Annotated in this window: 20 protein-coding genes; 8 read left to right on the plus strand and 12 right to left on the minus strand. The window is 72.7% G+C overall.

All coding sequences use genetic code 11. The features are described 5' to 3' along the window. Window positions 1-5: 5 nt before the first annotated feature. The 4 genes from ACGF5G_RS06345 to moaC form a co-directional block, all read right to left on the minus strand. Window positions 6-470 (minus strand): molybdenum cofactor biosynthesis protein MoaE, encoded by a 465-nt coding sequence (locus ACGF5G_RS06345; protein ID WP_393259482.1) that lies wholly within the window; start codon window positions 468-470, stop codon window positions 6-8. Then, window positions 467-1726: a molybdopterin molybdotransferase MoeA gene (locus ACGF5G_RS06350; RefSeq protein WP_393259484.1), complete on the minus strand. Its 1260-nt coding sequence runs from the start codon at window positions 1724-1726 to the stop codon at window positions 467-469. The genes ACGF5G_RS06345 and ACGF5G_RS06350 overlap by 4 nt, the downstream gene beginning before the upstream one ends. Before the next feature lie 98 nt (window positions 1727-1824). After that, window positions 1825-2295 (minus strand): molybdenum cofactor biosynthesis protein B, encoded by a 471-nt coding sequence (locus tag ACGF5G_RS06355; RefSeq protein WP_393259485.1) that lies wholly within the window; start codon window positions 2293-2295, stop codon window positions 1825-1827. Beyond that, window positions 2292-2783 (minus strand): cyclic pyranopterin monophosphate synthase MoaC, encoded by a 492-nt coding sequence (gene moaC / locus ACGF5G_RS06360; protein ID WP_393259486.1) that lies wholly within the window; start codon window positions 2781-2783, stop codon window positions 2292-2294. Before moaC ends, ACGF5G_RS06355 begins: the two co-directional genes overlap by 4 nt. A gap of 904 nt (window positions 2784-3687) precedes the next feature. On the opposite strand from moaC, the gene ACGF5G_RS06365 reads away from it, so the two are divergent. The 5 genes from ACGF5G_RS06365 to ACGF5G_RS06385 all read left to right on the plus strand — a co-directional run bounded on the left by ACGF5G_RS06365 (window position 3688) and on the right by ACGF5G_RS06385 (window position 9485). Continuing rightward, window positions 3688-6207, plus strand: a complete 2520-nt coding sequence (locus tag ACGF5G_RS06365; protein WP_393259488.1) for a putative bifunctional diguanylate cyclase/phosphodiesterase — start codon at window positions 3688-3690, stop codon at window positions 6205-6207. Between the two features lie 70 nt (window positions 6208-6277). Beyond that, window positions 6278-7579, plus strand: coding sequence for a glycosyltransferase family 87 protein (locus ACGF5G_RS06370; protein ID WP_393259489.1), 1302 nt, complete (start codon window positions 6278-6280; stop codon window positions 7577-7579). A gap of 9 nt (window positions 7580-7588) precedes the next feature. Beyond that, window positions 7589-8224 (plus strand): phosphoribosyltransferase, encoded by a 636-nt coding sequence (locus ACGF5G_RS06375; RefSeq protein ID WP_393259490.1) that lies wholly within the window; start codon window positions 7589-7591, stop codon window positions 8222-8224. 22 nt (window positions 8225-8246) lie between these two features. Beyond that, window positions 8247-8675, plus strand: a complete 429-nt coding sequence (locus ACGF5G_RS06380; protein WP_393259491.1) for a zf-TFIIB domain-containing protein — start codon at window positions 8247-8249, stop codon at window positions 8673-8675. A 129-nt stretch (window positions 8676-8804) separates the two neighbouring features. Continuing rightward, complete coding sequence (locus ACGF5G_RS06385; RefSeq protein ID WP_393259493.1) at window positions 8805-9485, plus strand: maleylpyruvate isomerase N-terminal domain-containing protein; 681 nt, start codon at window positions 8805-8807, stop codon at window positions 9483-9485. 15 nt (window positions 9486-9500) lie between these two features. Here the strand turns inward: ACGF5G_RS06385 and dnaB are convergent, their stop codons facing one another. Beyond that, window positions 9501-12326, minus strand: coding sequence for a replicative DNA helicase (dnaB, locus tag ACGF5G_RS06390; protein ID WP_393259495.1), 2826 nt, complete (start codon window positions 12324-12326; stop codon window positions 9501-9503). 392 nt (window positions 12327-12718) lie between these two features. On the opposite strand from dnaB, the gene ACGF5G_RS06395 reads away from it, so the two are divergent. Then, the gene (locus ACGF5G_RS06395) at window positions 12719-13585 is read left to right on the plus strand and encodes a hypothetical protein (RefSeq protein ID WP_393259497.1); all 867 of its coding nucleotides are present in this window, start codon (window positions 12719-12721) and stop codon (window positions 13583-13585) included. A 120-nt stretch (window positions 13586-13705) separates the two neighbouring features. On the opposite strand, the gene rplI is transcribed toward ACGF5G_RS06395, so the two are convergent. The 4 genes from rplI to rpsF form a co-directional block, all read right to left on the minus strand. Beyond that, window positions 13706-14152, minus strand: a complete 447-nt coding sequence (gene rplI, locus ACGF5G_RS06400; protein ID WP_091100601.1) for a 50S ribosomal protein L9 — start codon at window positions 14150-14152, stop codon at window positions 13706-13708. Window positions 14153-14166: 14 nt separating this feature from the next. After that, window positions 14167-14406 (minus strand): 30S ribosomal protein S18, encoded by a 240-nt coding sequence (gene rpsR / locus ACGF5G_RS06405; RefSeq protein ID WP_007073789.1) that lies wholly within the window; start codon window positions 14404-14406, stop codon window positions 14167-14169. 41 nt (window positions 14407-14447) lie between these two features. Further along, window positions 14448-14984 carry a single-stranded DNA-binding protein gene (locus tag ACGF5G_RS06410; protein WP_172896610.1) on the minus strand — a complete coding sequence of 179 codons (537 nt, stop codon included), beginning with the start codon at window positions 14982-14984 and terminating at the stop codon, window positions 14448-14450. Between the two features lie 81 nt (window positions 14985-15065). After that, a complete protein-coding gene (gene rpsF / locus ACGF5G_RS06415) occupies window positions 15066-15356 on the minus strand; it encodes a 30S ribosomal protein S6 (RefSeq protein ID WP_076468436.1) in 291 nt (96 codons plus the stop codon). Between the two features lie 633 nt (window positions 15357-15989). Here rpsF and ACGF5G_RS06420 point away from each other — a divergent pair. Continuing rightward, window positions 15990-16781 carry a deoxyribonuclease IV gene (locus tag ACGF5G_RS06420; RefSeq protein ID WP_393259499.1) on the plus strand — a complete coding sequence of 264 codons (792 nt, stop codon included), beginning with the start codon at window positions 15990-15992 and terminating at the stop codon, window positions 16779-16781. Further along, on the plus strand, window positions 16778-19213 hold the full coding sequence (locus tag ACGF5G_RS06425) for a hypothetical protein (protein ID WP_393259501.1): 2436 nt from the start codon (window positions 16778-16780) through the stop codon (window positions 19211-19213). Before ACGF5G_RS06420 ends, ACGF5G_RS06425 begins: the two co-directional genes overlap by 4 nt. Window positions 19214-19267: 54 nt before the next feature. Here the strand turns inward: ACGF5G_RS06425 and ACGF5G_RS06430 are convergent, their stop codons facing one another. The 3 genes from ACGF5G_RS06430 to ACGF5G_RS06440 form a co-directional block, all read right to left on the minus strand. After that, entirely contained in the window at window positions 19268-20773 is a 1506-nt protein-coding gene (locus tag ACGF5G_RS06430) for a glycosyltransferase family 87 protein (protein WP_393259503.1), read from the minus strand. Between the two features lie 121 nt (window positions 20774-20894). Then, the gene (locus tag ACGF5G_RS06435; RefSeq protein ID WP_393259505.1) at window positions 20895-23705 is read right to left on the minus strand and encodes a transglycosylase domain-containing protein; all 2811 of its coding nucleotides are present in this window, start codon (window positions 23703-23705) and stop codon (window positions 20895-20897) included. A 197-nt stretch (window positions 23706-23902) separates the two neighbouring features. Further along, entirely contained in the window at window positions 23903-24370 is a 468-nt protein-coding gene (locus ACGF5G_RS06440; RefSeq protein WP_393259507.1) for a DUF5318 domain-containing protein, read from the minus strand. Window positions 24371-24493 lie beyond the last annotated feature (123 nt).

Here is a 24493-nt window from a genome sequence, read left to right on the forward strand (position 1 = left end):
GCCCGTCAGGGGCAGTTCACCCACTCCTCGGTGCCGTCGGCGAACACCTGCCGCTTCCAGATCGGCAGCCGCGCCTTGACCTCGTCGACCAGCCGGGCACAGGCGGCGAACGCGGCGGCCCGGTGGGCGGTGCTGACCGCCGCGACCAGGGCCACGTCGCCGATGGCGAGCGGGCCGATCCGGTGCGACACCGCGACGGCGTACACGTCCGGTTCGCTGGCGATCTCGGCCGCCACCTCGCGCAGCACCCGCTCGGCGCTCGGGTGGCCCTCGTACTCCAGGCTGGTCACCGCGCGGCCGTGGTCGTGGTCGCGGACCACGCCCTGGAACGACACCACCGCGCCGGCCCGGCGGTCCGCGACCGCCGCCTCGTGCGCGGCCAGGTCGAGCGGCCGGTCGGTGACCTCGCCGAACGTCGTGGGCCGGTGGTCCGCGAGCCGGCCTGACGCGTCGGTGGTCGGCGCGGTCACCACGCACGCTCCCCGGGCAGCAGCGGCAGTGGCACGACCGGCACCCGGTCACCGGGCTCGCCCGAGGTGCCGGGGCGGATGACGGCGAAGCCGTCCGCGCCGGCCAGCCCGCGCAGCATCGCCGAGCCGACGTGCCGGACCGGGTGGGCGGTGCCGGCGGCCCGGTCCAGCCGGACCAGTGCCAGGTGGGTGTACCGCCCCCGGCCGGGCACCGGCTCGGCGAGCGCGGCGTGCGGCAACACCGGCATCGGGCGGCCCGACAGGCCGGCCAGGAGCGGGGCGACCAGCGAGACCAGGGCGATGATGGCGGACTGCGGGTTCCCGGGCAGCCCGGCGACGAACCGGACCCGCCCGTCGGCGTCGGTCAGCCGGGCCAGCAGCATCGGGAAGCCGGGCCGCACCGCGACCGTGTTGACCACGTAGTCGGCGCCGAGCGCCTCCAGCGCGGGGTGCAGGTGGTCGACCGGGCCGTGCATCGTGCCACCGGTGGTGCAGACCAGGTCAGCGGTGGCCAGCGCGGCGCGCAGGGCCGCCACGTGCGCGGGCAGGGTGTCCGCCACCGGTCCCACCACGTCCGACGGACGCACCACGCAGCCGTACCGGCGCAGCCACGCCGGCACCGCCGGCCCGAGCGCGTCCCGGACCCGGCCGGCGGCGGGCGGACCGGCGGTCAGCAACTCGTCGCCGAAGACCAGCAGCGCGGCGCGCGGCTGCCGCCGCACCAGCAGGCTGTCGTGCCCGCAGGAGGCGGCCAGGCCGACCAGCGCCGGGTCCACCGGCGTGCCGGCGGGGACCAGTTCCTCCCCGGCGTACGCCTCCTCGCCGGGCTCGCGCCACTCCGGCGCGGGCCGCGGCGTGCCGTCGACCAGGCCCTCCGGCGTACGGCGGGACTCCTCGACCCGCAGCACGGCGGTGGCGCCCGCGGGCACCATCGCGCCGGTGGCGATCTCGACGGTCGTCCCGTCGTCGGTCAGCGGCGCCGGGGTGCTGCCGGCCAGCGCCCGCCCGACCGGGCGCCACGGGCCCGCCCCGCGCACCGCCCAGCCGTCGACGCTGGAGGTCGGGAAGGCGGGCAGGTCCGTACGCGTGGTCAACGGCTCGGCGAGGGTGTGCCCGTCGATCTCGGCGAGCGGCCGGCTCACGGTGGCGAGCGCGGCGGCCAGGCCGACCGCGTACACCCGGGATCGGGCCTCCTCCCAGTCGGCCGGCGGGGGCGCGGCGACTGGATCGGCGGCCGGTGCGGTTTCCGTGCTCACCGGCCGAGCCTAGCCGGTGCGGGGTGTCGGTCGCCCCGTCACCTGCACCACTCCCGGTGCCCCGTCAAGCGGGCGGCCGGGGTCGACGTGGCGGGGTGTCAGTGGTCGCCGCCGCGGAGCTGGTCGACGGCGTGGGCGAGGATCGGCCCGAGCACGGCCAGACCGTCCCGGGCCCCGCCGGTGGAGCCGGGCAGGTTGACCACCAGCATCCGGCCGGCCACGCCGGCGAGCCCGCGGGAGAGCGCGGCGGCGGGCACCTTGTCGCGGCTGTGCGCCCGGATCGCCTCGGCGATGCCGGGGACCTCGTAGTCGAGCAGCGCCCGGGTCACGTCGGGGGTGCGGTCGGTCGGGTTGATCCCGGTGCCGCCGCTGGTCAGCACGACGTCGACCCCGTCGGCCAGGGCGGCGCGCAGCGCCTCGCCCACCGGCTCGCCGTCGGGCACCACCACCGGGTCGTCCACCTCGCAACCCAGCTCGCGCAGCCCGGCCACGAGCAGCGGCCCGCTGGTGTCGGCGTACACCCCCGCGGCGGCCCGGTTGGACGCCACAACCACCCGTGCCCGGATCACGGCCGGTCCTCCGGGCGGACCCACAGGCCGGTCTTGCCGCCCTCCTTGCGCAGCACCCGGACCGCGTCGACGCTGGCCGCCGGGTCGACCGCCTTGACCATGTCGACCAGCGCCAGCCCGGCGACGGCCACCGCGGTCAGGGCCTCCATCTCCACCCCGGTGCGGTCCGCCGTCCGGGCCGTGGCGGTGATCTCGACGGTGTCGCGGGTCAGCGTCAGGTCGACCGTGACGCCGTGCAGGGCGATGGGGTGGCAGAGCGGGATCAGGTCCGGGGTCCGCTTCGCGCCCATGATGCCGGCGAGCCGGCCGACCGCCAGCGCGTCGCCCTTGGGCAGCCCGTCGCGGCGCAGCAACTCGACCACCTCCGCAGTGGTGCGGAGCCGGCCGGCGGCGACGGCCAGGCGGCCGGTGACGGTCTTGGCGGAGACGTCGACCATGCGGGCCGCGCCCGCCGGATCGACGTGGGTGAGCTGCGCGGGATCGGTCACGGCCGCGAGCCTATCCGTCGTACGGCGCGATCGTCGGCCACGGCCCTGGCGTCGGTGTCCCGCCCCGACCCCGCACCGCTGCGTGGGGACCTGCCGTCCCTGGCCGACCGGCTTCCGGCCCGAGCAGGAACTCATCCGCCTTCGGGCCGACGACCAGCCTCGGCAATAACGAATCGGTGAGGCGACTCTCACTGTAAGGCGATCACTTCATGGCCGATCGGAACCTCGACCTTCGGTTCGTTGTGCGGAGCGCCGGGTCGGACGTCCCGAATGGACGGGCAGGGTTTCACGAACATATGAACGAAAGGCTCGCGGTTGCTGAGGGTCACGCCTGATCAGCCCTCAGATGAATGGTGCGGTGCCCACCCTGCCGGGTGCGGGTTCGGTGGTTCCGACAGGTCGGTGCAGCGGCTCTGGTCGACAGCCGGCAGTGGCGCCACGACGGTCCGCAACCGGATACGGCCCGAACGGGCTGCTTCCGGGCCGGCGCATGGACAATCGCGCCGCCACGGGGCGCACCGCGCCCGTCGCGCCACAATCATGATCGGCGTTCAAGGGCGCCTTCACGTCCGATGCGCAGAGGCGGACACTGGGCCATTATCTTGCGTTAACCACAAGCGGATAGAAGTACAGCACTCCGTTCCGACGCGGGAACGGAAAGTCACGAAAAGTAGCGCGATTCTCATCCATTGCCCATAGTTACATATATCCCTCCAAAATTGCCTTAACCACCCTTAGGCTGTTCCCGTCGCAGACAACAGCCGCAGATGAGGTCGGGCAGTTAAGCAGGAGGGACAAAGCCATGTCGGCACACGAGTGGCAGTAAGAAGGATTGTGTTCGGCGAGTGACCGTAGGTAGCCTCGACATCTGCTCATCGGGGGCGGGTGGCAAGTCGGGGATGCGGTGACACGACCGAACACGGGCAAGACAGAGGCCGAGCGGCGGCTGACGCTGCACGTCGGCCTCGTCTGCGTTGTGGCCACGGTCGCGGTGGTCGTTTCCCTGCACGCGCTGACGGAACTCGACCTGTCGGGCGAGGATCTGGCGCTCAGCCTCAGCTTGATCTTCATGGCCGCACTCGGCGTGACGATCAAGTGGCGCATCCGGATCCGCGCGACGGTTCACGCGATCTCCTGGAGCGAGACGGCGATCATCCTGAGTCTGGCGGTCGCACCGACGTCGCTGGTCGTCCTGACCACCGGGCTCGGGGTGGCGATCGCCCTGCTGCTCATCAAGCTCCCGCCGCTGAAAGCCGCCTTCGGAGTAGCCAAGAGCATGTTGCTGGCGGCGGGCGCGGGGGCGACACTCCACGCGCTCGGATGGCCGCCATCGCCCACCGAGTTCCCACACGTCGTCGGGCTGATCGGGCTCGCCTACGCAGTCGCCGTGGTCCTCGACGAGCTACTGACCCTCCCGGTCATCGCGCTCGCCACCGGCACCAGGCTCGGGCACCTCTTCCGGGAGGACCTCGGGATGCGCCTGACGAGCGCGGCGGCACGCTTCGTCCTCATCGTCACCACGCTGCTCATCCTGCGCGCCGACCCCCGACTCCTGCTTGCCGTGCCGCCCCTGGTGCTCAGCCTTCACCTGCTCTACTCCAACCGGGTCAAGGCCCGCACGGAGCAGCAGGCGTGGCAGCGGCTCGCCCGCACCACCGACGCGCTCAACGTGGTCGACCTGGACAAGGTCCTCACCACGGCGGTCACCCAGGCCGCCGAGCTGTTCTCCGCCGACGAGGTGGAGGTCGAGCTGCGCGACGGCGGCCGCACCGTGCGCGGCGGAGCGGGCTCCATCACGTACGACGGGCCGGCCGGCGAGCCGACCGCCACCGACGGCACCGTGGTCCCGGCCGCGCTGGAGGGGCACGACCGGACGGCCGACGTGGGCGTGCTGCGACTGCGTTTCCGCGGCCCCGTGCAGCTCTCCGAGCGGGAGCAGTACACGCTGCGCACCTTCGCCTCGGCGCTCTGCACCGCGGTCCGCAACGCCCAGGCGTACGCCGAGCTGGCCCGGGTCGCCGACGAGCACGCGTACGCCGCCACGCACGACGCGCTGACCGGGCTGGCCAACCGCCGCCACCTGCTCGACCAGGGCACCGAGCACCTCAACACCCGGCACGCCGACGGGGTGACCGCGCTGGTGCTGATCGACCTCAACCACTTCAAGGAAGTCAACGACACCCTCGGGCACGCCGCCGGGGACCAGGTCCTCGTGCAGGTCGCCGAGCGGCTGCGCACCGCCGCCCAGGAGGGCGACCTGGTGGCCCGGCTGGGCGGCGACGAGTTCGCCGTACTCCTGCGGGGTCTGCCGGCCCCGGCGGTGGCCGCGCACCGCGCGGAGACCCTGCTCGCCACGCTGCACGAGCCGTTCGACCTGGACGGCATGCGGATCAGCGTCGAAGCGAGCGGCGGGATCGCCGCCGCGCCCGCCACCGGCGGCATGCCGGAGCTGCTGCGCCGCGCGGACGTGGCGATGTACCAGGCGAAGCGGGCCGGGCAGCGCACCTCGACGTACGCCCCGACCCGGGACACCGCCGACCTCGGCCGGCTGACCCTCGGCGGGGAGCTGCCCCGCGCCGTCGCCGACCACGAGTTCACCGTCAACTTCCAGCCCATCGTCGACCTGGGCTCCGGCCAGGTCACCGGCGCGGAGGCGCTGGCCCGCTGGCGCCACCCCGTCCACGGGGTGATCGACCCGCTGCGCTTCCTGGAGGCGGTGGAACGGTCCGGGCTGCTGCCGGCCTTCGCCGAGGCGATCCTCGACGAGGCGCTGCTCGCGGCGAGCGCCTGGCGGGAGGCCGGCTTCGACGTGCCGGTCGCGGTCAACGTGTCGCCGCGCAGCCTGCTCGACGCCCGCTTCCCCGGCTCGGTGCTGGCCCGGCTGCGGGCCCACGACCTGCCCCCCGACCGGCTGGTGCTGGAGTTGACCGAGACGCTCACGCTCAGCCAGCTCGACGTGGTGGACCGGGTGCTCAGCCGGCTGCGGGACGAGGGGGTGCGGCTGGCGCTGGACGACTTCGGCACCGGTTACTCCTCCCTCTCCCTGCTCTCCCGGATCCCGGTGCACGAGCTGAAGGTCGACCGCAGCTTCGTGACCGCCATGGAGGGCTCCGCCGAGGCCGCCGCCGTCATCCGCTCCACCCTCGACCTGGGCCGCAGCCTCGGCCTCGACGTGGTGGCAGAGGGGGTGGAGAGCGAGCCGCAACGCCGGGCGCTCTGGGAGCTGGGCTGCACCGCCGGGCAGGGCCACCTCTTCGCCCGGCCGATGCCCGCCAACACGCTCCTCGCCGCGTTCCGGCGGGGCTCCGGGGGCAGTCCGGGCGCTCTCGCGCCGCCGCTGCACGACGCCGGCGCGGTCATCCGTCTCGCCCCCGGCCGCCGACAGGGCGGGCGCGGCCGCGCCGACCGCCACCTGCCGGCCTGACCGGGAACGGCCGCCAGCCCAGCATCGACGCGTGGCGGTGGCGTGGGCCCGGTCTGCCAGACTGGCGCGCGTGACCGCCGCCCCGACCACCCGCCGCGGCTGGCGGGCCCTCGACTCCGCCGCCGGTGGCCTCGCCCTCGACCTCGGCCTGTACGCCGTGTCGGCGGCGTTCGCCGCGACCACCGCCGCCACGTCCACACTGGTCCCGCACCGGGCCTGGGGCGGCGTCGCCGCCGCCGGGTATCTCCTCGCCGCCCTCGCGGCGACCGCCCAGCTCGTACTGCGCCGGCGCGACCCGCGGTCGCCGCTGGCCGGCCTGCCGGCCCGCTGGGCGGTCACCGGTTTCGCCTGGTTCACCACCGCCCTGCTGCCGCTGGCCTGGCAGAGCGTCGAACGGGCCGGCGGGCGCGGCGACCGGGCGCAGGAGGAGGTGCTGGTCGTCGAGGAGTCCGGCAGGCGGCTGGTCGACACCGGCACGCCGTACCTCGGGCACGACGCGATCGCCGCCCTGCCGCCCGGCGAGCAGCTGCTCGGCTACACCCCCTACCAGCCGGGAATGGCCCTGTTCGGGCTGCCCAGGGCGGCCGTCGACGCCTGGTGGACCGACGCGCGCGTCTGGTTCGCGGTCGGCACCGCGCTGGCGCTGGCCCTCGCGATCCGCGCCCTGGCGCGCGTCGACCGCCCCGCCGGCCACCACGCGGCCGGCGCCGCCGTGCTCCGGGGCGTACAGGCCGCCACCGTGCTGCCGGTCTGCGCGCTCACCCTCGCCACCGGCGGCGACGACCTGCCCGTCCTCGCGCTCTGCCTGCTCGCGCTGGCCCTCGCCGCCGCCGGACGACCCGGCCGGGCCGGCATCGCCGTCGGCCTGGCCGGGGCGCTGAAGCTCTTCGCCTGGCCGGTCGCCCTCGTGCTGATCATCTGGGGGATGACCCGGCGGGCCGGCCTGCGGGTCGCGGCGGGAGCGGTCGGCCTGCCCGTCGCCGCGCTGCTCCCCGCCCTGCTCGTCGACCGCGACGCGCTGGTCGAGAACGTGCTCCGCTTCCCGCTCGGCCACGGCCTGGTGACCAGCCCGGCACAGTCGCCGTTCCCCGGCCACCTGATCGCCACCGCGCTGCCCGCCGGCCGCGCGGTCGCCGCCGCCCTGCTGCTCGCGGCCGGGCTGGCGATCGCCGTCCGGCTCGCCCGCCGCCCGCCCCACACCGCCGTCGCCGCGACGCTGACCTGCGGGTACGGGCTGCTGGCCGCGATCCTGCTGATGCCGTCGACCCGCTTCGGCTACCTGCTCTACCCGCTCGCCCTCCTGGTCTGGGCCGCCGCGCTGCGGCACCCCGGTTCGCCGAACTGGCGGGCGAAGGGCGGCGACACGGCGTAGACCTGAGGCATGACCACCACCTATCGCGACCGCGAAGAGGCGGGCCGGATGCTCGCCGACCGGCTCACCGCCCTGATCGGCGAACCGGACGTCATCGTGCTCGGGCTGGTGCGCGGCGGCGTGCCGGTGGCCCGGGTGGTCGCCGAGCGCCTCGGCGCGCCGCTGGACGTGCTGGTCGTCCGGAAGCTCGGCATGCCGTGGGCGCCCGAGGTCGCCTTCGGCGCGCTCGGCCCCGGCGGCGTGCAGGTGCTCAACGACGTCGTGGCCAGCCGGCTCGGCGCCGACGACATCGCCGAGGTGCGCCAACGCGAGCAGGCCGAACTGGAGCGGCGGGAGCAGCTCTACCGCGCTGGCCGGCCGCCGCTCGACCTCTCCGGGCGCACCGCCGTCATCGTCGACGACGGCCTGGCCACCGGGGCCACCGCCCGCGCCGCCGTCCAGGTCGCCCGCCACCTCGGCGCCCGCCGGGTCGTGGTCGCCGTCCCGGTCGGCTCGCAGGAGGCGTACGAGATGCTGGCCGCCGAGGCCGACCAGGTCATCTGCGCGCAGCACCCGCCGGAGTTCATGGCGGTGAGCGCCTACTACGAGGACTTCCACGAGGTCCCCGACTCCGAAGTAACGGAAGCGCTGACAGCAACCGCGTGACCGGACCGGGTACGGTCGGAGAATGAGCCTGACCTGTCCCAAGTGCCACGGAGAAATGCGCCAGTACGAGCGCAGCGGCGTCGTCATCGACCAGTGCGGCGAGTGCCGGGGGATCTTCCTCGACCGCGGCGAGCTGGAGAAGCTGTTCGAGGCGGAGGCCAACTGGAACCGCCAGCAGGGCGCCCCGACCCCGCCGCAGCCCGCCCACCAGCAGGGCGGCTACGCCGGCCAGCCCGGCCACCAGCAGGGCGGCTACGCGCCTCCGCCGCCCCCGCCGCCCGCCCCCGCCCCGCACCAGCCGGGCTACGGCGCTGTCCCGCCGCCCCCGCCCCCGCCGGCCCACGGCTACCCGCCGGCCCCCGCGTACGGGCACGGCCACCAGCACCACGGCTACCACGGGCACTACAAGCGCAAGAAGCACAAGAGCTTCCTGGACGAGATGTTCGGCTGAGCCCTCCGTCGACCGGGCCGGTGCCTCGACCGGCCCGGTCATCCGTGGCCACGCCCGCGCCCCGCACCGCCACTCGCCGGGCCACTGCTAGCCGTGCCAGCCGGCGACCGGCGTGCGACGCTGCATCCCATGACGCACCAGGGGCAGCACTTCGCGCTGGCGCAGGCGTACGACGGGATCATCCGGGTCGTGGCCGACCTCGACGACGCCGACCTGCAACGGCCCACCCGGTGCCGGGGTTGGCTCGTCGCTGACCTGCTGTTCCACGTGCTCTGCGACGCCCAGCGGGCGCTGGTCGCGCTGGCCAGCCCCGCCGAGGGCCCGCCCGACGTGGACGACGTGAGCTACTGGCGCGCGTTCCCGGCCGACGTGGACGGAGCCGCCGCCCGACATGCCTGGTGGGTGCGCCGCTCCGCCGCCGCCTTCGACCGTCCGAGCGGGATCGTCCGGCTCTGGACCGACACGGCCCCCGCCGCCGTACGCGCTGCTGGCGCGGCAGACCCTGACGGCCGCGTCACCACGCAGGGGCACGTGCTGCGCGTGCCGGACCTGCTCGCCACCCTGACCACCGAGGCCGTCGTGCACCACCTGGACCTGGTCCTCGACCTGCCCGACGCGCCCCTGCCCGGGGTGCTCGCCACGCGGGTCGCCGTGGCCACGATGGACGGCCTGCTCAGCGACGACGCCGTCCGCCCGGCCGGGTGGAGCGACGCGGAATACCTGCTCAAGGCGACCGGCCGGCTGCCACTCACCGACCGCGACCAGCTCGAACTCGGCGAGGTCGCCGGCTGGTTCCCGCTTCTGGGCTGACCCGCGCCGCTGTTCTCAGACGATGGCCATGTCCACAAACCGCGACAGATGGAGCTGCGCCGCAACCGTCACCGTGTCGGTTGGGCCATTCCTGTGCTTGGCAACTATGAAATCCGCTTCCCCGGCCCGCGGCGATTCCTTGTCGTAGTAGTCGTCGCGGTGCAGCAGGATGACAACATCGGCATCTTGCTCAATTGATCCACTTTCGCGCAAGTCGGACAATTGGGGTCGCTTGTCGGTGCGCTGCTCCGGGCCACGGTTCAGCTGACTCACCGCGATCACCGGGCACTCGACCTCCTTGGCGAGCAGCTTCAGGCCACGGGACAGGTCCGCGACCTCCTGCTGTCGGCTCTCGGTGCGCTTCGGCGAGGTCATCAGTTGGAGGTAGTCGACGACGATCAGCTTGAGGTCGTGCCGCTGCTTGAGCCGCCGCGCCTTGGCCCGGATCTCCATCAGGTTCATGCTCGGCGTGTCGTCGACGAAGAGCGGCGCCTCGCTGATCTCGCCCATGCACCGGGCGAGCTTGGTCCAGTCGTCGTCGGAGAGCTGACCGCTGCGCAGGACGTGCAGCGGCACCCGCGCCTCGGCCGAGAGCAGCCGCATGACGATCTCGACCTTGCTCATTTCCAGTGAGAAGATCGCCGATGCCTGGTTGGCGCGAATAGCAGCATTTCGAGCAAAGTCCATGCTTGCGGTGCTGTTGTGCGTCGGGACCATCGCCCGACCCGCGAGGTAGAGGTGCTCGGGATTGTCCACCGTCACGCACCGAACCGGGACGCTCGGCACCGGTCGGACGTCCACGATGAAGCGGGAATTCGTCCGCACGTCCGAACTGGTACGACGCCTCGCGGCGTGAGCCGAGCGCTTCCGCTCCAACCGGAAGATTGGATCCGGGGTGGAGAAGTTCAGCGTGTACGCGGTCGACGAATCGGGGCTGCGCCCGGGCACCGCCTTTTCCGTGACAGTGCAGCGGTAGCCCAGACTCACCACGAGCTCCCACACGTCCTCGGCGAGCCGCTTGGAGGTGGAGGTGTACTGGAGGTTACCGGCGGGAGCGACCGTGCCGTCGGTGTCCATCAGGCCCGCCAGCAACGCGCGGCGCTGGGGCTCGGAGGCCCGAAGGTACTCCTGCGGGATGTGCTTGTCCGTCGCCACCCCCAGCCGGCGGAGCAGCGCCAGAAACGAACCGTGCGCGACCCTGCAGTCCGCGCAGCGCTTGACGGCAGGGTTCTCCCGAAGTGCCCGGGTGGACCGGCCGCAGTTGACACACGTCCGCTCGGTCGATGGCGTCGCCGCCGGCAGAGAGATGCTGTAGAGCATCGGGCCGCTGGGCCGCACCACGAATCCGTCCCGCTCGACAAGGTCCACCATCTCGTCGTCAGCGGTGGTGAACCGGCTGGCGCCGGTGTGCCCGTCACCGAGCCACACGCCCAGGGTGTAGGGCGGGATCAGCAGGTCGCGCTCCGGCAGTCGCAGGGGACCGCAGTTCTCGACGGCGTGGTTCAACCGCCGGTCGGCCGTGCCGGTACGCAACGTCGCCGCGATCTGGGCAGTGGTCACCACACCGCCGTGCCGCACCCGGGCACCGGCATTGACGTGCCGCTCGGCCCGCTCGCGCAGCCCAGTCAGCAGTGGCCCTGCCGGGTACCCCGGTGCGCTCCAGTTCCGCGCCTTCCCCGCGCGCGTCACCAGCCGGCTCACCCGCCCCTCGGCGCCGACCTCCCGCGCGACGGTGTGCAGGACGTTGCGGAACTCAGGGCCGACCTGTTCCAGGGCCTGCGCCACGGTGACGAGGCGTCGGGATTCGGCACCGACCGTCGCCTGGGCGGCCCGCACCCTGGACAACGACGACTCCGGCCAGTACTGACGCGTTCGCTGCTCAGGCTGGCCTCGGCTCGCCCGGGTCGTGGTCTTCCATAGGTGCTCCGCGTCCGCGACGATCACCGTGCCGTCGGAAAATTCAACCTCGTAGCACGGCCGGTCGTACATCACCTCGAAGGCGGCGGTAACGGTGGTCGGGCTGCCATCGGCGGCCAGCAGGCGGTCGCCCACGGCGACCTCGCCCATCGTGGTCCATCCGTCCGGGGTTGGCAGCGGCGTGTCGAGGGCGAGCGCCTTACCCAAACCCGGCCGGCCGGCGACGATGATGAGCTGCCCGGCGTGCAGGCCGTTGAGCAGCCGGTCCAGGTCGGTGAAGCCGGTGGGGACGCCGGTCATCACGCCGCCCTGGGCACCCACCGCCTCGATCTCGTCGAGCGTCGGCTGGAGCATGTCGGCGAGCACCGCGAAGTCCTCGCTGACGCGGCGCTCGGTGACGTCGTAGACCGCCTGCTGGGCGAGGTCGACGATGTCGTCGACGTCGCGGCTGCCGCCCTGACCGGTGCCGTAGCCCAGCTGCACGATCTTGGTGCCGGCCTCCACCAGCCGCCGCAGGACCGCCCGCTCGCTGACGATCCGCGCGTAGTATGCGGCGTTCGCGGCGGTCGGCACGCTGGCGATCAGCGTGTGCAGGTAGGGGGCGCCACCGATCCGGACGAGGTCGCCGGAGTCGGCCAGCGCCGCCGCCACGGTGATCGAGTCGGCCGGCTCGCCCCGACCGTAGATCTCCAGGATGGTGTCGAAGATGGTGGCGTGCACCGGCCGGTAGAAGTCGTTGGTCTTGAGGATCTCGACGACGTCGGCGATGGCGTCCTTGGAGAGCAGCATGCCGCCGAGGACGCACTGCTCGGCGGCGACGTCCTGGGGTGGGGTCTTGTCGAACTGACCGTCGCGCTGGGGCGGCGGGGACGCCTGGCCGCCGCCGGTGCGCTGGTCCGCCCGCATGTCGTCGGTGACCGACACGGGTCCCCCCTCCACTGCGTCGGATCCAAGGCCAGCTCTACCGCCGGGGTACGACAACCTCGACCTGCCGGTCGATCGGGGGTCATCGCACGGCCGGTCGGGGGCCCACCTTACGGAACCCGAGGTCAGCCCCTCAACCGTGGCGGTGGACGAGCCTCGGGACAACCTGTGGATTCCGGTGGACGACCATGTGCGCAGGGTGTGCACAGGCTGTGGACAACGGTTGGGGAATTCCCCCAGGAAAGCCGCTGAGCTGGGAAAACTCAATCCCCACCCTGTGGATGAAAGTTTTCGGTCGAACTGCCCGGTCGAACGTCCCGTACCGTCTCCAGCGAACGGCTACACCTTGGCAGCGGATCGCGCCATCGGTTGGGGAGGGTCACGCTCCGGCCGTGAGTTACCGGGACTGGGGACGAGACGATGGCCCGCCCGAGCGCCCCCCGGCCGTTGCCTGGGAAGGTCCCCCAGACCCGTCGCCGGCCGACCCCTACGACGGGGACACCGCCCGGCCCCGCGCCCGGAGGCGACGTCGCGGCATCACAGCCGGCCAGCAGGAGTCCGTCGATCCCTACCTGCCGCGCTGGGCGCTCGAGTCCGGCGTCCGCCGCGCGGACGGCGGCGGCCGGCACGCCGCCCCGGACGACGAGGACGACCTCGACCGCCGCCGGGCCGGTGGCGGCTGGCGGACCATGGAGACCACGAGCAGCTGGCACCGGGTCAGCGAGCCGAGCTGGCGGGAGGCCCCGGACCCGCCGGCGTCGGCGCCCCGGTCGCCGGTGGTCTCCCACACCGCCCCCCGACCGCGCATGGCGCCGCGACGGCGGGCGTCCGAGCCGGTCGCCCCGTCGCGGGCGTCGACCTCGGCAGCCGTACGCCGTCGGGTCGAGGCCGCCGGGGCGGGGGCCTGGAGCCGCCGCGTCGAGGACGACCTGCTCGATGCCGATCCGGGTGGGCCGTGGCGGCCGCTGCTCTACACCGCCGCCTGCTACGTGGTGCCGGGGGCGCTGATCTTCGCCTGGCTGCTGACCCTGGACGGGCAGGCGCTGGCGGGTTGCGTCACCGACATCAGCGGCGGGGCTGCGACTCGCCGCGGTCACGGGCGCTGGGTTCCCTGGCGTCAGGCCTGCCGCGATTCGGGTTGGCGCTGGCCAGCAGCCTGGTCGTGGCGCTGCTGCTGCGCCGGGTCGGCACCACCTGGCGTTCGGCCACGGTGGCGCTGGCTGCGGCGGTGGTCGGCGGTGGCCTCTCGACGGTCATGATCAGCGCGGTCACCGGGCAGCCGATCGGCTGACGCGCCCCATCCGGCCGGGCCGGTTGTCGAACGCGAACAGGGCCCGCACCGGTCGGTGCGGGCCCTGTCGTGGTGCTGTGGTGAGGCGTCAGCCCTGGACGACGTTGAGGTCGAACTTGGCGGTCACCTCGGGGTGCAGCTTGATCCGCACCGGGTAGGAGCCGGTCGACTTGATGTGACCGGGCAGCTCCAGCCGACGACGGTCGAGGACCGGGCCGCCGGCGGCCTTGACGGCGTCGACGATCTCGGCCGGGGTGACCGAGCCGAAGAGCCGGCCACCGTCACCGGCGCGGGCCTTCAGGCTGACCTTGAGGCCCTCGAGCTGGTCCTTGACCTCGTTGGCGTGGCCGAGGTCGCGGATCTCCCGGGCCGAGCGGGCCCGCTTGATGACCGTGACCTGCTTCTCCGCACCCTTGGTCCAGGCGATCGCGAAGCCCTGCGGCAGCAGGTAGTTACGGCCGTAGCCGTTCTTGACCTCGACGATGTCGCCCGGGGCACCGAGGCCGGACACCTCCTGAGTCAGGATGATCTTCATATCGGTGCCTCCTCTCAGCGGGCCGTGGCGGTGTACGGCAGGAGCGCCATCTCGCGGGCGTTCTTGACCGCACGGGCGATCTGCCGCTGCTGCTGCGAGGTCACGCCGGTCACCCGCCGAGCGCGGATCTTGCCGCGGTCGGAGATGAACTTGCGCAGCAGCGCGGTGTCCTTGTAATCGATGTAGGTGATCCCGTCCTTGTCGAGCGGGTTCACCTTCTTCTTCGGCTTGCGAAGTGCAGCGGCCTTGGCCATTGCTCGTGCTCCTGGTTTGCGATCGCGGGCGCTCGGCGCCATTAGAACGGGGGCTCCTCGTCGAAGTTTCCGCCACCCGAACCACCGCGCGAGGGTGCCGGAGCGGCCGAGGCCCAGGGGTCGTCGAAGTTGCCTCCGCCGCCGCCCTGGCCACCTCCACCACCGCCGCCGAAGCCGCCGCCACCGCCGCCGGAGCGGGACATCTTCTGCACCTTCGCCGTGGCGTAGCGCAGCGACGGGCCGATCTCGTCGACCTCGAGCTCGATGACGGTGCGCTTCTCGCCCTCGCGGGTCTCGTACGACCGCTGACGCAGCCGGCCCGAGACGATCACGCGGGCGCCCCGCTGGAGCGACTCGGCAACGTGCTCCGCCGCCTGCCGCCACACGGTGCACGCCAGGAAGAGCGGCTCGCCGTCCTTCCACTCGCCGGAGGCCTTGTCCATGAACCGGGGCGTCGAGGCGACCCGGAACTTGGCGACCGCCGCACCGGAGGGGGTGAACCGCAACTCGGGGTCATCGGTCAGGTTGCCGATGACCGTGATGGTGGTGTCTCCTGCCATGACCATCTCCTCGCGCACTCAATCTGTTCTGCCGTACAGGCTCTCAGAGCCCTCCGACAGCACCGATGAGGCTGGTCCGGGTGAACCGGGGTTGAATGCTTAGCGCATCTCCGGCCGGATGACCTTGGTGCGCAGCACGGACTCGTTGAGCCGCAGCTGACGGTCCAGCTCGGCCACCGCCGCAGGCGTCGCCTGCAGGTCGATGACGGCGTAGATGCCCTCGGCCTTCTTGTTGATCTCGTACGCGAGGCGCCGGCGGCCCCACACGTCGGTCTTCTCCACCGAGCCACCCGCGGTCCGGATCACGTTCAGGTACGTGTCGAGCGACGGGGCGACGGTGCGCTCCTCGAGGCTGGGGTCGAGGATCACCATGATCTCGTAATGACGCAAGACGTGCTCACCTCCTGTGGGCTAAGCGGCCACGGTCCTTCCGTGGCAGGAGGTCGTGCGTCGTGGCCCACGCCGGTCCCGGGGGAACCCGGCCGGACGCGGACAACCGGACCAGGATACCCGGTCCGGACGATCATGCCCGGGGTGGTCGGTCCACCCGCCCCGGGCAGAGGCGACGGGGGCCGCCTCGACGTCGCTGTCGATGCGAGCCCCCGTGCACGAGGCCGCGGGGCGTCCCGTCCGCATTCCTTGGGTGGGACCTGGGGAGGAACGACCACACCGATGAGGTTGGACCGGGGACGCCCCGCGGAGCTTTATCGTGTTGTTACCTGACGTTACAACGGCTCTTGACCCTTGTCGGCGTAAATGGCGGATTTCTCCGAAATTTTTCGGCCGACCCGGGTACTGGTTCCGGGGCCGGCCCCGTCGCGCCGGGCCGCGCGACGGGGGTGCCCCCGCTTCCCGGGCGGCTCGGCCACCCGGCGGGCGACCTGCGGCCGCCTCGCCCGGGAGCACCAACCGTGGATCCCACTCGCATCAACGACCGCCGACGCCGGGAGGTGACGCGGGCACGCCTCCCACTCCCCACCGCCGTCGCCCCGGCTGTCGGCGCGGCGACGTAGGCTCCCGTGCATGCGTATCGGAGCCCACGTCGATTCGACCGACCCGCTGGCGGAGGCGACGGCCCGAGAGGCCGGGGCCGTGCAGTTCTTCCTCTCCGACCCGCAGGGGTGGAAAGCCCCGAAGGCCCGGGAGGACGCGGAGCGGCTGCGGGCGGCGGACGTCGACCTCTACGTCCACGCGCCGTACGTCATCAACGTCGCGACCCTGAACAACCGGATCCGGATTCCCAGCCGGAAGCTGCTGCTCGGGCACGCCCAGGCGGCCGCCGCCGTCGGCGCGAAGGGGCTGATCGTGCACGGCGGGCACGTCAACGCCGGGGACGACCTCACCGTCGGTTTCGACAACTGGCGCAAGACCTTCGCGTACGCGGCGGACTCCGGCGGCTTCGAGCTGCCGGTCCTGATCGAGAACACCGCCGGCGGCGACAACGCGTGCGCCCGGCGGCTCGACGCGCTGGCCCGGCTCTGGGACGCCGTGGGCGACTACGAGGTGGGCTTCTGCCTGGACACCTGCCACGCGCACGCCGGCGGCGAGGAGCTGCTCGGTCTGGTCGACCGGGTCAAGGCGATCACCGGACGGATCGACCTGGTGCACGCCAACAACTCCAAGGGAGCGTTCAACTCCGGGCAGGACCGGCACGACAACCTCGACGCCGGGACGATCGACCCCGAACTGCTGGTGGCGGTGATCCGCGCGGCCGGCGCGCCGGTGATCGTCGAAACGCCGGGCGGCGTCGAGGGCCAGGGTGCCGACATCGCCTTCCTGCGTGACCGGCTCGGCGCGGAGAGCCCCGCCGCATGACGACCGACCAGTCCGCCACCGGTGGCCCCCGCCCCGCCGCCGGCCCGTCGGCGGCTTCCGGCGAAGACTCGCCGGCCGGCCCACCCCCCGGCCCGACCACCTCCACCGAAGCCGCGCGCGCGGGCGTTTCCGACGGGGCCGACCCGGCCAGCGGCACGGGTGGCGGCACCGCGCCGACGGCCGGTGCTCCCGCCGGGACCCGCTCCACCGACAAGGACCCGGTCACCAGCGACGCCCGCGGCACGAGCGGCCGAGACAACGACCGGCCGGGCACCGCCAGCGGCACCGGCGGCGCCAAGGCCGGCGACGCCACGAACAGCGGAGACGCCAGGACCAGGCTCGGCGATGCCGGAGCCGAGCCCGGTGCCGCCGGAACCAGCGCCGATGTCACCACCGACGGCGACGTCAAGGCCGCCGCCGGTGACGCCGGCACCACCGGCGACGGCAGGGCCAAGGACGCCGACGGCAAGGACCGCGAGGACGGTGCCGCCGAGGCCGGTGCGGCCAAGGCCGGCACGGACAAGGCCGGCACGGACAAGGCAGGTGCCGCCAAGGAGGGTGCCGCCAAGGACGACACGGACAAGGACGACACGGACAAGAACGGCGACGGCAAGGAGAGCGGCAAGAGCGAGGAGGGCGGCAAGGAGACGGGGAAGCCGGACCGGTGGGCCGCCTTCGCGTCCGCCCCGGAGCCCCGGCCGAGCTGGGTACGGCGTGCCGCCCGGGCGGTCGGTCGCGTGCTGATCCACGAGTGGACGCTCGCGACGCTCGGCTCGCTGGCGCTGGCCGTCCTGATGACCTGGCCGACCCTGCGCTACCCGTTGCACACCCTCCCGCAGGACTACTGGGACCCGAGCCTGCAGGCGTGGCAGATGGCCTGGTCCGGGCACATCCTGCTGACCAACCCGGCGCAGCTCTGGCAGTCGAACACCTTCTTCCCGGAGGACTGGAGCTTCGCCTTCTCCGACACGCTCCTCGGCTACGCCCCGGCGGGCATGATCGGCACCGGCCCCGAGGCCGCCGTGCTGCGCTACAACATCATGTTCGTGCTGGCCCACGCGCTCGCCACGCTCGGGGCGTACGCGCTGGCCCGCCAGCTCGGCGCGGGCCGGATCGGCGGGGCGGTGGCCGGGGTCGGCTACGCCTACGCGCCCTGGCTGCTCGCGCAGGCCGGGCACCTGCACGTGATCTCCAACGGCGGCATCCCGCTGGCGCTGGCCATGCTGGCGCGGGGGCACGGCTACTCGCTCCGCCACGGCTACCGCCCGGAGCGCCGGCACGACGGCTGGGTCTACACCGGCTGGCTGGTGGCCGCCTGGCAGCTCAGCCTGGGCTTCGGCATCGGGCTGCCGTTCGCGTACTTCCTCGGCGGCACGGTGGTCGTCGCCGCCGTGACCTGGTACGTCCGGCGAACCTGGTTCTGGGCCGTGAAGCGCCCGTTCGGGCGTCGGCTGCTGGCCGCGGACCTGGTCGGTGGGCTGCTCTTCGCCGGTGTCGGCGCGCTGCTGGCGGTTCCGTACTTCACCGTGAAGGAGCAGCACCCGCAGGCGGAGCGGACGGTCGCCGACATCGGCATCTTCTCCCCGCCGGCCAGCGGCTTCTTCACCGCGCCCGCCGAGTCGCGCATCTGGGGCGAGTTGCACGAGGGCGCGCGGGCGGCGCTGCCCTGGCACCCGGAGATGACCCTGCTGCCCGGGTTCGTGCTCTACGCCCTCGCCGCCGGCGGGCTCTTCTTCTCCGTCTGGAAGCTGCGCCACCGGCTGCTGCTGCTCGCCGGCGTGGTGGTGACCATGGTGCTCGCCATGGGCACCCGGTTCTTCGACGGCACGTACACCTACGTGCCGCTCTTCGAGCACCTGCCCGGGTGGAGCGGCCTGCGCACCCCCGGCCGGCTGATGCTCTGGACCACGCTGCTGCTCGGGCTGCTCGCGGCGGGCGCGGTCAGCGCGTTCGCCACGCGGGTGCGGGAGATCTGCGCCGAGCGGATCCCCTCCTGGCCGGGCCCGTGGCTGCGCCTGGCCACCCTGCTGCCGCTGGTACTGGTGATCGCCGAGGGCCTGAACGTCACGCCGCACCCGGTCGTGCCGCAGCAGCCCGCCGCGATGCGGACCGTGGCCGGCCCGCTGCTGGTGCTGCCGAGCAGCCAGAACCTCGACCAGCCGGTGATGCTCTGGTCCACGACCAGGTTCCAGGACGTGGTCAACGGAGGCAGCGGCTTCACCCCGCACCAGCTCGACGAAGTGCGCCGGGTGACGCTCTCCTTCCCGGATCAGACCAGCGTCGACTACCTGCGCATCCTCGGCGTCCGCAACGTGCTGCTGATGCGCGACCAGATCGCCGGCACGCCGTGGGAGGTCACGGTCGACGCGCCGGTCGACGGCCTGGGCATCACCCGCGAGGAGATCGGCCAGGTGGTGGTCTACCGGCTCTGACCCGCGTGCCGCCGGCCGCCCGGATGTCTCACCTCGGGTGGCCGGCGAGACGGGTCACGCCGGGAGGGGTGCCGGCTCGGCGGGGGCGGTGGGCCGGCGTCGCCAGCGGTCGAGCCAGGGTGCGTCCGGCGCGCCGTCGAGGGGACCGCCGTCCGGGTCGTCGGCGTACGTGGCCCGCACCGGGTCGTGTTCCGGCCGCAGGATCTCCCGCACGACCAGCACGCAGAGCACCACCACGGTGGTCAGGCGCAGGGTGGCCGCCAGCACGAAGACGCCCTCCGGGAAGACCGGCTTACCGGTCGACGCGCCGAGCAGTTCCCCGTAGAAGGCCGCGAAGTAGCAGACCTCGGCCACCTGCCAGGCCAGGAAGGCGCCCCACTTGGGGCGGGCCAGCACCACCAGCGGCAGCAGCCAGAGCACGAACTGCTGCGACCACACCTTGCTGAAGATCAGGAACGCGGCTACCACCAGGAACGCGAGCTGCGCGAGCCGGGGGCGGCGCGGTGCCAGCAGCCCCAGCGCGGCCACCCCGAGGCAGGCCAGCCCGAAGAGGGCGTACGACAGGGTGTTCAGCGCCGGGATGTTGACGTTCAGCCACTCGAAGGGCCCGAGATCGGCGGGGTTGGCGCTGCCGACCTTGCCGTCCAGGTAGCGCCCGATGTACCAGAGGGTGCCCCAGTCGATCGGCCGGGTCGAGTTCAGCTCGAAGAACCGGTCCCAGTTCTCCCGGTACGGGACGGCGACCGGCAGGTTCACGGCGACCAGGGACACCAGGGCCGCGCCGAAGGCGGTGAGGGCGGCGCGGAGACGCCCGGCGCGCAGCGCCAGCACCAGGATCGGGCCGAGGACGAACAGCGGCCACATCTTGGCCGCCCCGGCGAGGCCGAGCAGGACGCCGGCGAGCAGGGGCCGACTGCGGGCCCAGGCGAACAGGCCGAACGCGGCCAGCCCGATGGCGAGCAGGTCCCAGTTGACCGTGGCGGTGACCATCAGCGCGGGGGCGAGCGCGAAGAGCGCGGCGTCCCAGGGTCGTCGGCGGCGCAGGGCGAGGATCACCGCCACCGTGGCGACCGCCAGTGCGCCGAGCACCAGCGCATTCAGGTTGTAGAACCACTGGCCCTGGTTGATCCCCGGGTCGTTCTCGCCGAGGGCGTGCACGGGCAGGCCGAGCGCGCCCATGAAGTAGCCGGTGAGCACCGGGTACTCGACGGGGTGGTCCCGGTAGGGGACCGCGCCCTCGTTGAGCCGCTCGGCGTAGTAGAGCGCCAGCACGTCGGTGTAGCAGAACCGGGTGTACTGCACGTTGTTCTGCCAGGCACCGTCCTGGCAGGGCGACTTCTGCACCCAGTGCAGCGCCAGGGTCAGGCAGACCAGGGCCAGGACGATCCTCGCCGCCGTCCAGAACCGGCTCTCCCGCCCGGCGGGTCGGTCGAGCGCGACGGCGTGGTCGCCCAACGGGCCGCCGATGACGCCGGAGACGCCCCGGACGAAGCCGTCGGACCGGGACGGGTGGTCGGCGGCACCGGCGTCGTCGATGCCTCGCGTCGGCTGCGTGCTCATGAGGGTGCATCCTGCCGTACGACCGGCCTCCGCGTCCCCTTCAGCACCCGACACGTCGTCGGTACGCGGAAACGCCGCCGGCGGCCGGAAAGGTGCTCCGGCCGCCGGCGGCGTTCGTGGCTCAATCGTCGTCGGGTCGGGGTGTGAGGCTCGGGAGCAGCCCGTCACCGCCGCCCCCGCCACCCGGCCGCGGGTCAGTCGGGTCGGTGGGACTGGTGGGACCGCCCGGGTTGCCGCCCCCGTTGTTGCCACCGCCGTTGTTGCCGGTCGGCGGGCAGAACGGGTTCAACGGGTTCGGGCAGTCCGGCGGGGTCGGGGGCGTCACTGGCGGGGGCGCCTCGCCGTTGCCGGAGTTGGGGTCGCCGATGTTCGCCGCCGGCGGGAAGTCCTTCTTCTCCCGATAGTCGTCCGAGGTCTTGTGCGCCTCTTCCATGAACCGCTCCCAGATGTCACCCGGGAGGTTCGAACCACTGACCCGACGGCCGTCCTTCAGCTTGAGCGGCAGTCGGTTCTGCAGGTTGCCGACCCAGACCGCGGTGGCGATCTGCGGCGTGTAGCCGATCATCCAGGCGTCGCCGTTCTCCGGGCTGTCCGGCTTCTGCTCCCAGGTGCCGGTCTTGGAGGCCGCCTTACGGTCGTTCTCCAGCCGGTGGTTGACCCGCGCAGGGTACTGCTCCAGCACCGAGGTCACGTCGGCCACGACGTCCTTCTCGATGCGCTGCTTCGGGGTGAGCTTCTCCCCGCCGACCTTCTTCCACTTTCCGGTGTTCACGTCCCGCTCCTCCACCGAGTAGAGGAAGTGGGCCTTGTTGTAGACCCCCTCGTTGGCAAAGGTGGCGACGCCGTTGGCGTGGTCGAGGACGGTGACCGGGTACTGGCCGTAGCCGACCACGTGGAAGAACGGGCTCGGCGCGATCTTCTTCGGATCGGTCTTGGTCAGGTCGTACGCCTTCGCCGGGTTGGTGTCCGTCCGCCACATGGTGGTGACGCCGGCGTCGGCGGCCATCTTGATGACCTTGTCCGGTCCGATCTCCTGGGTCACGTGGTAGAAGGGCACGTTCAGCGACTGCAACGTGGATTCCTTCAGGGTGCAGGAGTCGCCGCACTTCGGGTTGTCGTTGCCCGCGTTGCTGACCTTGAACTCGGTGCCCTCCGGGGTGAACGCCCGGCCCTTCCAGCGCGACTCCAGAGCCTTCTGCGCCCGGAGTGCTGCGGCCAGGGTGTAGATCTTGAAACTGGAGCCCGGCGAGTGACCGCCGGTGACGTTGCCGTTGGCGTCGGTGTTCTTGCCGGCGTAGTCGGTGCCGGTGCCGTTGTCGCCGCCGTAGTAGGCGAGCACGCGCCCGTTGTCCGGGTTGATGGCCACCACCGCCGCCATCAGGTTCTTCGGCTGGCCGGCGAGCTCGGAGCCCTTGGTCTTGCGCTGGGCCGTCTCGACCGCCGCCTTCTGGATCTTCGTGTCGATGGTGGTGCGGATCCGGTAGCCGCCGGACATCAGCGCCTGCGAGCAGAGCTTCTTCTCCTCGCTGACCTTGGTCGCGTCGTCGACGCAGAGCCCCTGGTCACGCATCTCCTGCTTGACGTAGTTGATCACGTTGCCGTACGGGGTGTCGACGCCGTAGTCGATGCCGGCGCCGCCCTGGTTCGGCTTCTTCACCTTCGGGTACTCGGTCGGCGCAGCCGGCTTGCCCGGGGCGTTCAGCATGCCCTCTTCGATCATGGCGCGGATCACGTCGTCCCAGCGGGACTTGGCCTCGGTGGGGTTGACCGCCGGGTCGTAGCCCTTGTGGCCGCCGTTGAGGCCGGCCTCGGGCTGCTTGATCAGCGCGGCGAGGACCGCCCCCTCGGCGACGTTCAGGTCCTTCGCCGGCTTGCCGAAGTAGGTCTGCGCCGCCGCCTCGATGCCGTGCGCGCCCCGCCCGAGGTAGATGATGTTCAGGTAGTGCTGCATGATCTGGGGCTTGGTGTACTCGTCGTTCAACTTGGAGGCGAAGATCGCCTCCTTGACCTTCCGGGCGTAGGTGTCGTCCTTCAGGTTGTCGTACGCGTTGCGGGCATACTGCTGGGTGATGGTCGAGGCGCCCTGCTTCTGGCCGCCGGTGAGGTTGTTCCACGCGGCGCGGGCGATGCCCTTGTAGTCCACACCGGAGTGCTTGTAGAAGTTCCGGTCCTCGATCGCCACGACCGCGTCCTGCACGTGCTGCGGGATCTGGTCGATGGTGACCAGGGTCCGGTTCTGCGTGCCGACCTTTGCGATGACCGTCTTGTTGTCGAACGCGTAGAGGGTGGTCGCCTGCGGCGGCGTCGTGTCCTCGGGGAGCACCACGGTGGTCGAGTAGTAGGTGAAGCCCACCACGCCGAGGCCCGCGAGCATGATGAGGACCGCGAACGCGGCGATCAGCATGTTCACCCGCTTGCGCTTCTTGGCTCGCGCCGATCTGTCCGGGTCGCCCGCGCCGCGACCGCCGCGGCCGGGGCCGGTCGGCCCGCCAGGCCCACCCGGGCCCGGCGAGACGCTCGCCCGCGCCGACGCCCGGCCCGCGACGCCGCCGACGGCCGCCGATCCGACGCTGGCCCGCCCGGCCGAGGCGGCACCGACGGCTGCGGCGCCCACCGTGGCGCGGCCGGCCGATCCGCCGGCCGCCGGGGAGACCGGCACCGATGCGCGGCCCGCGCCCGGCGCCGGGGAGACCGGGACGGAGGCCCGGCCGGCGCCGGCACGACCGGCGGAGGCGGAACCCACCGAAGCCGAGCCGGCGGCCGAGGCCCGCCCACCGGCGGCACCCCGGGGCGTGACCGAGGCGCGGCCGGGTGCCGTACCCTCCTGTGCAGCCGACCAACCGCCCCCGCGGGCGCCACCGCCGGAGTCGCCGTGCTGGCCCGGAATCTGGGCCCGCCCGCGCGGGGAACTGGGATCGCCGTACGAGTTCATTCCTCACACCCTGCCGTCGCGGTGTGGCGCGATCGCGCCGCCACCGGTTTGCCGTGAGATGGGACACCCGACAGTAGCGGCACGTCCGTGCCGACCGATCGGGGTCATGTATGAATCAATCGGGCCAATCAGACCAACGAGCCGTCGGTCACCCCGGGCGCGCGCATGCTGGCCGGGGTCGGCCGATCGAGCCAGGATCACCGTTGCGCCTCTCGCCTCCGTCGACCGACCGCACCGGTGCCCGAGGCGGCCGCGCCGCCCACCGCGTCCTGCTCCGGCCCGCCCTCCGGGTCCCCGGCCAGCCCGTCCCGGCCGAGCAGGTACTGCTCGACGAGATGGTTCCAGTCACAGCCGAGGCACACCTCCACCACGAAGACCTGGAACTCACGCAGCGTCATCGCCAGCACGGGCAACTCGGCCAGCGTCCGGGCCTGGCCGGCGGACTGCTTGAGTTCGTCGCCGTAAATGTAGTGGACGCGCGTCAGGTTCTCGCTCCGGCAGATCGGGCACCGGTCGTCGGTCGGCTCGCCGTGGTAGCGGGCGGCGTTCTTCAGGTACGGCGACGCGTCGCAGACGTCGTACGTGCCGACCCGACCGGCGAGGAGCTCACGCAGCACCGCTCGCTTCCGGAGCGAGTAGTCCACCACCTGGCGCTGCGTACGCATGCGGAAGAGGGTACGCGGTCTCGCCGGACGGGGCGACCACGGTGACGATGCGTGACCACAGAACCGCGGAAACGGGGGTTTGCCCTGATCACGGTGATCCGCTAGCGTGCGATGTATCGGTCC

It is taken from the genome of Micromonospora sp. NPDC047730, assembly GCF_043204765.1.
GTDB lineage: Bacteria > Actinomycetota > Actinomycetes > Mycobacteriales > Micromonosporaceae > Micromonospora.

Coding starts and splice junctions, on each gene's coding strand:
- ACGF5G_RS06430 (WP_393259503.1), bottom strand. CDS start 20,773: ATGAGCACGCAGCCGACGCGAGGCATCGACGACGCCGGTGCCGCCGAC.
- rplI (WP_091100601.1), bottom strand. CDS start 14,152: ATGAAGATCATCCTGACTCAGGAGGTGTCCGGCCTCGGTGCCCCGGGC.
- ACGF5G_RS06385 (WP_393259493.1), top strand. CDS start 8,805: ATGACGCACCAGGGGCAGCACTTCGCGCTGGCGCAGGCGTACGACGGG.
- ACGF5G_RS06380 (WP_393259491.1), top strand. CDS start 8,247: ATGAGCCTGACCTGTCCCAAGTGCCACGGAGAAATGCGCCAGTACGAG.
- ACGF5G_RS06425 (WP_393259501.1), top strand. CDS start 16,778: ATGACGACCGACCAGTCCGCCACCGGTGGCCCCCGCCCCGCCGCCGGC.
- ACGF5G_RS06420 (WP_393259499.1), top strand. CDS start 15,990: ATGCGTATCGGAGCCCACGTCGATTCGACCGACCCGCTGGCGGAGGCG.
- ACGF5G_RS06435 (WP_393259505.1), bottom strand. CDS start 23,705: ATGAACTCGTACGGCGATCCCAGTTCCCCGCGCGGGCGGGCCCAGATT.
- ACGF5G_RS06440 (WP_393259507.1), bottom strand. CDS start 24,370: ATGCGTACGCAGCGCCAGGTGGTGGACTACTCGCTCCGGAAGCGAGCG.
- rpsR (WP_007073789.1), bottom strand. CDS start 14,406: ATGGCCAAGGCCGCTGCACTTCGCAAGCCGAAGAAGAAGGTGAACCCG.
- ACGF5G_RS06375 (WP_393259490.1), top strand. CDS start 7,589: ATGACCACCACCTATCGCGACCGCGAAGAGGCGGGCCGGATGCTCGCC.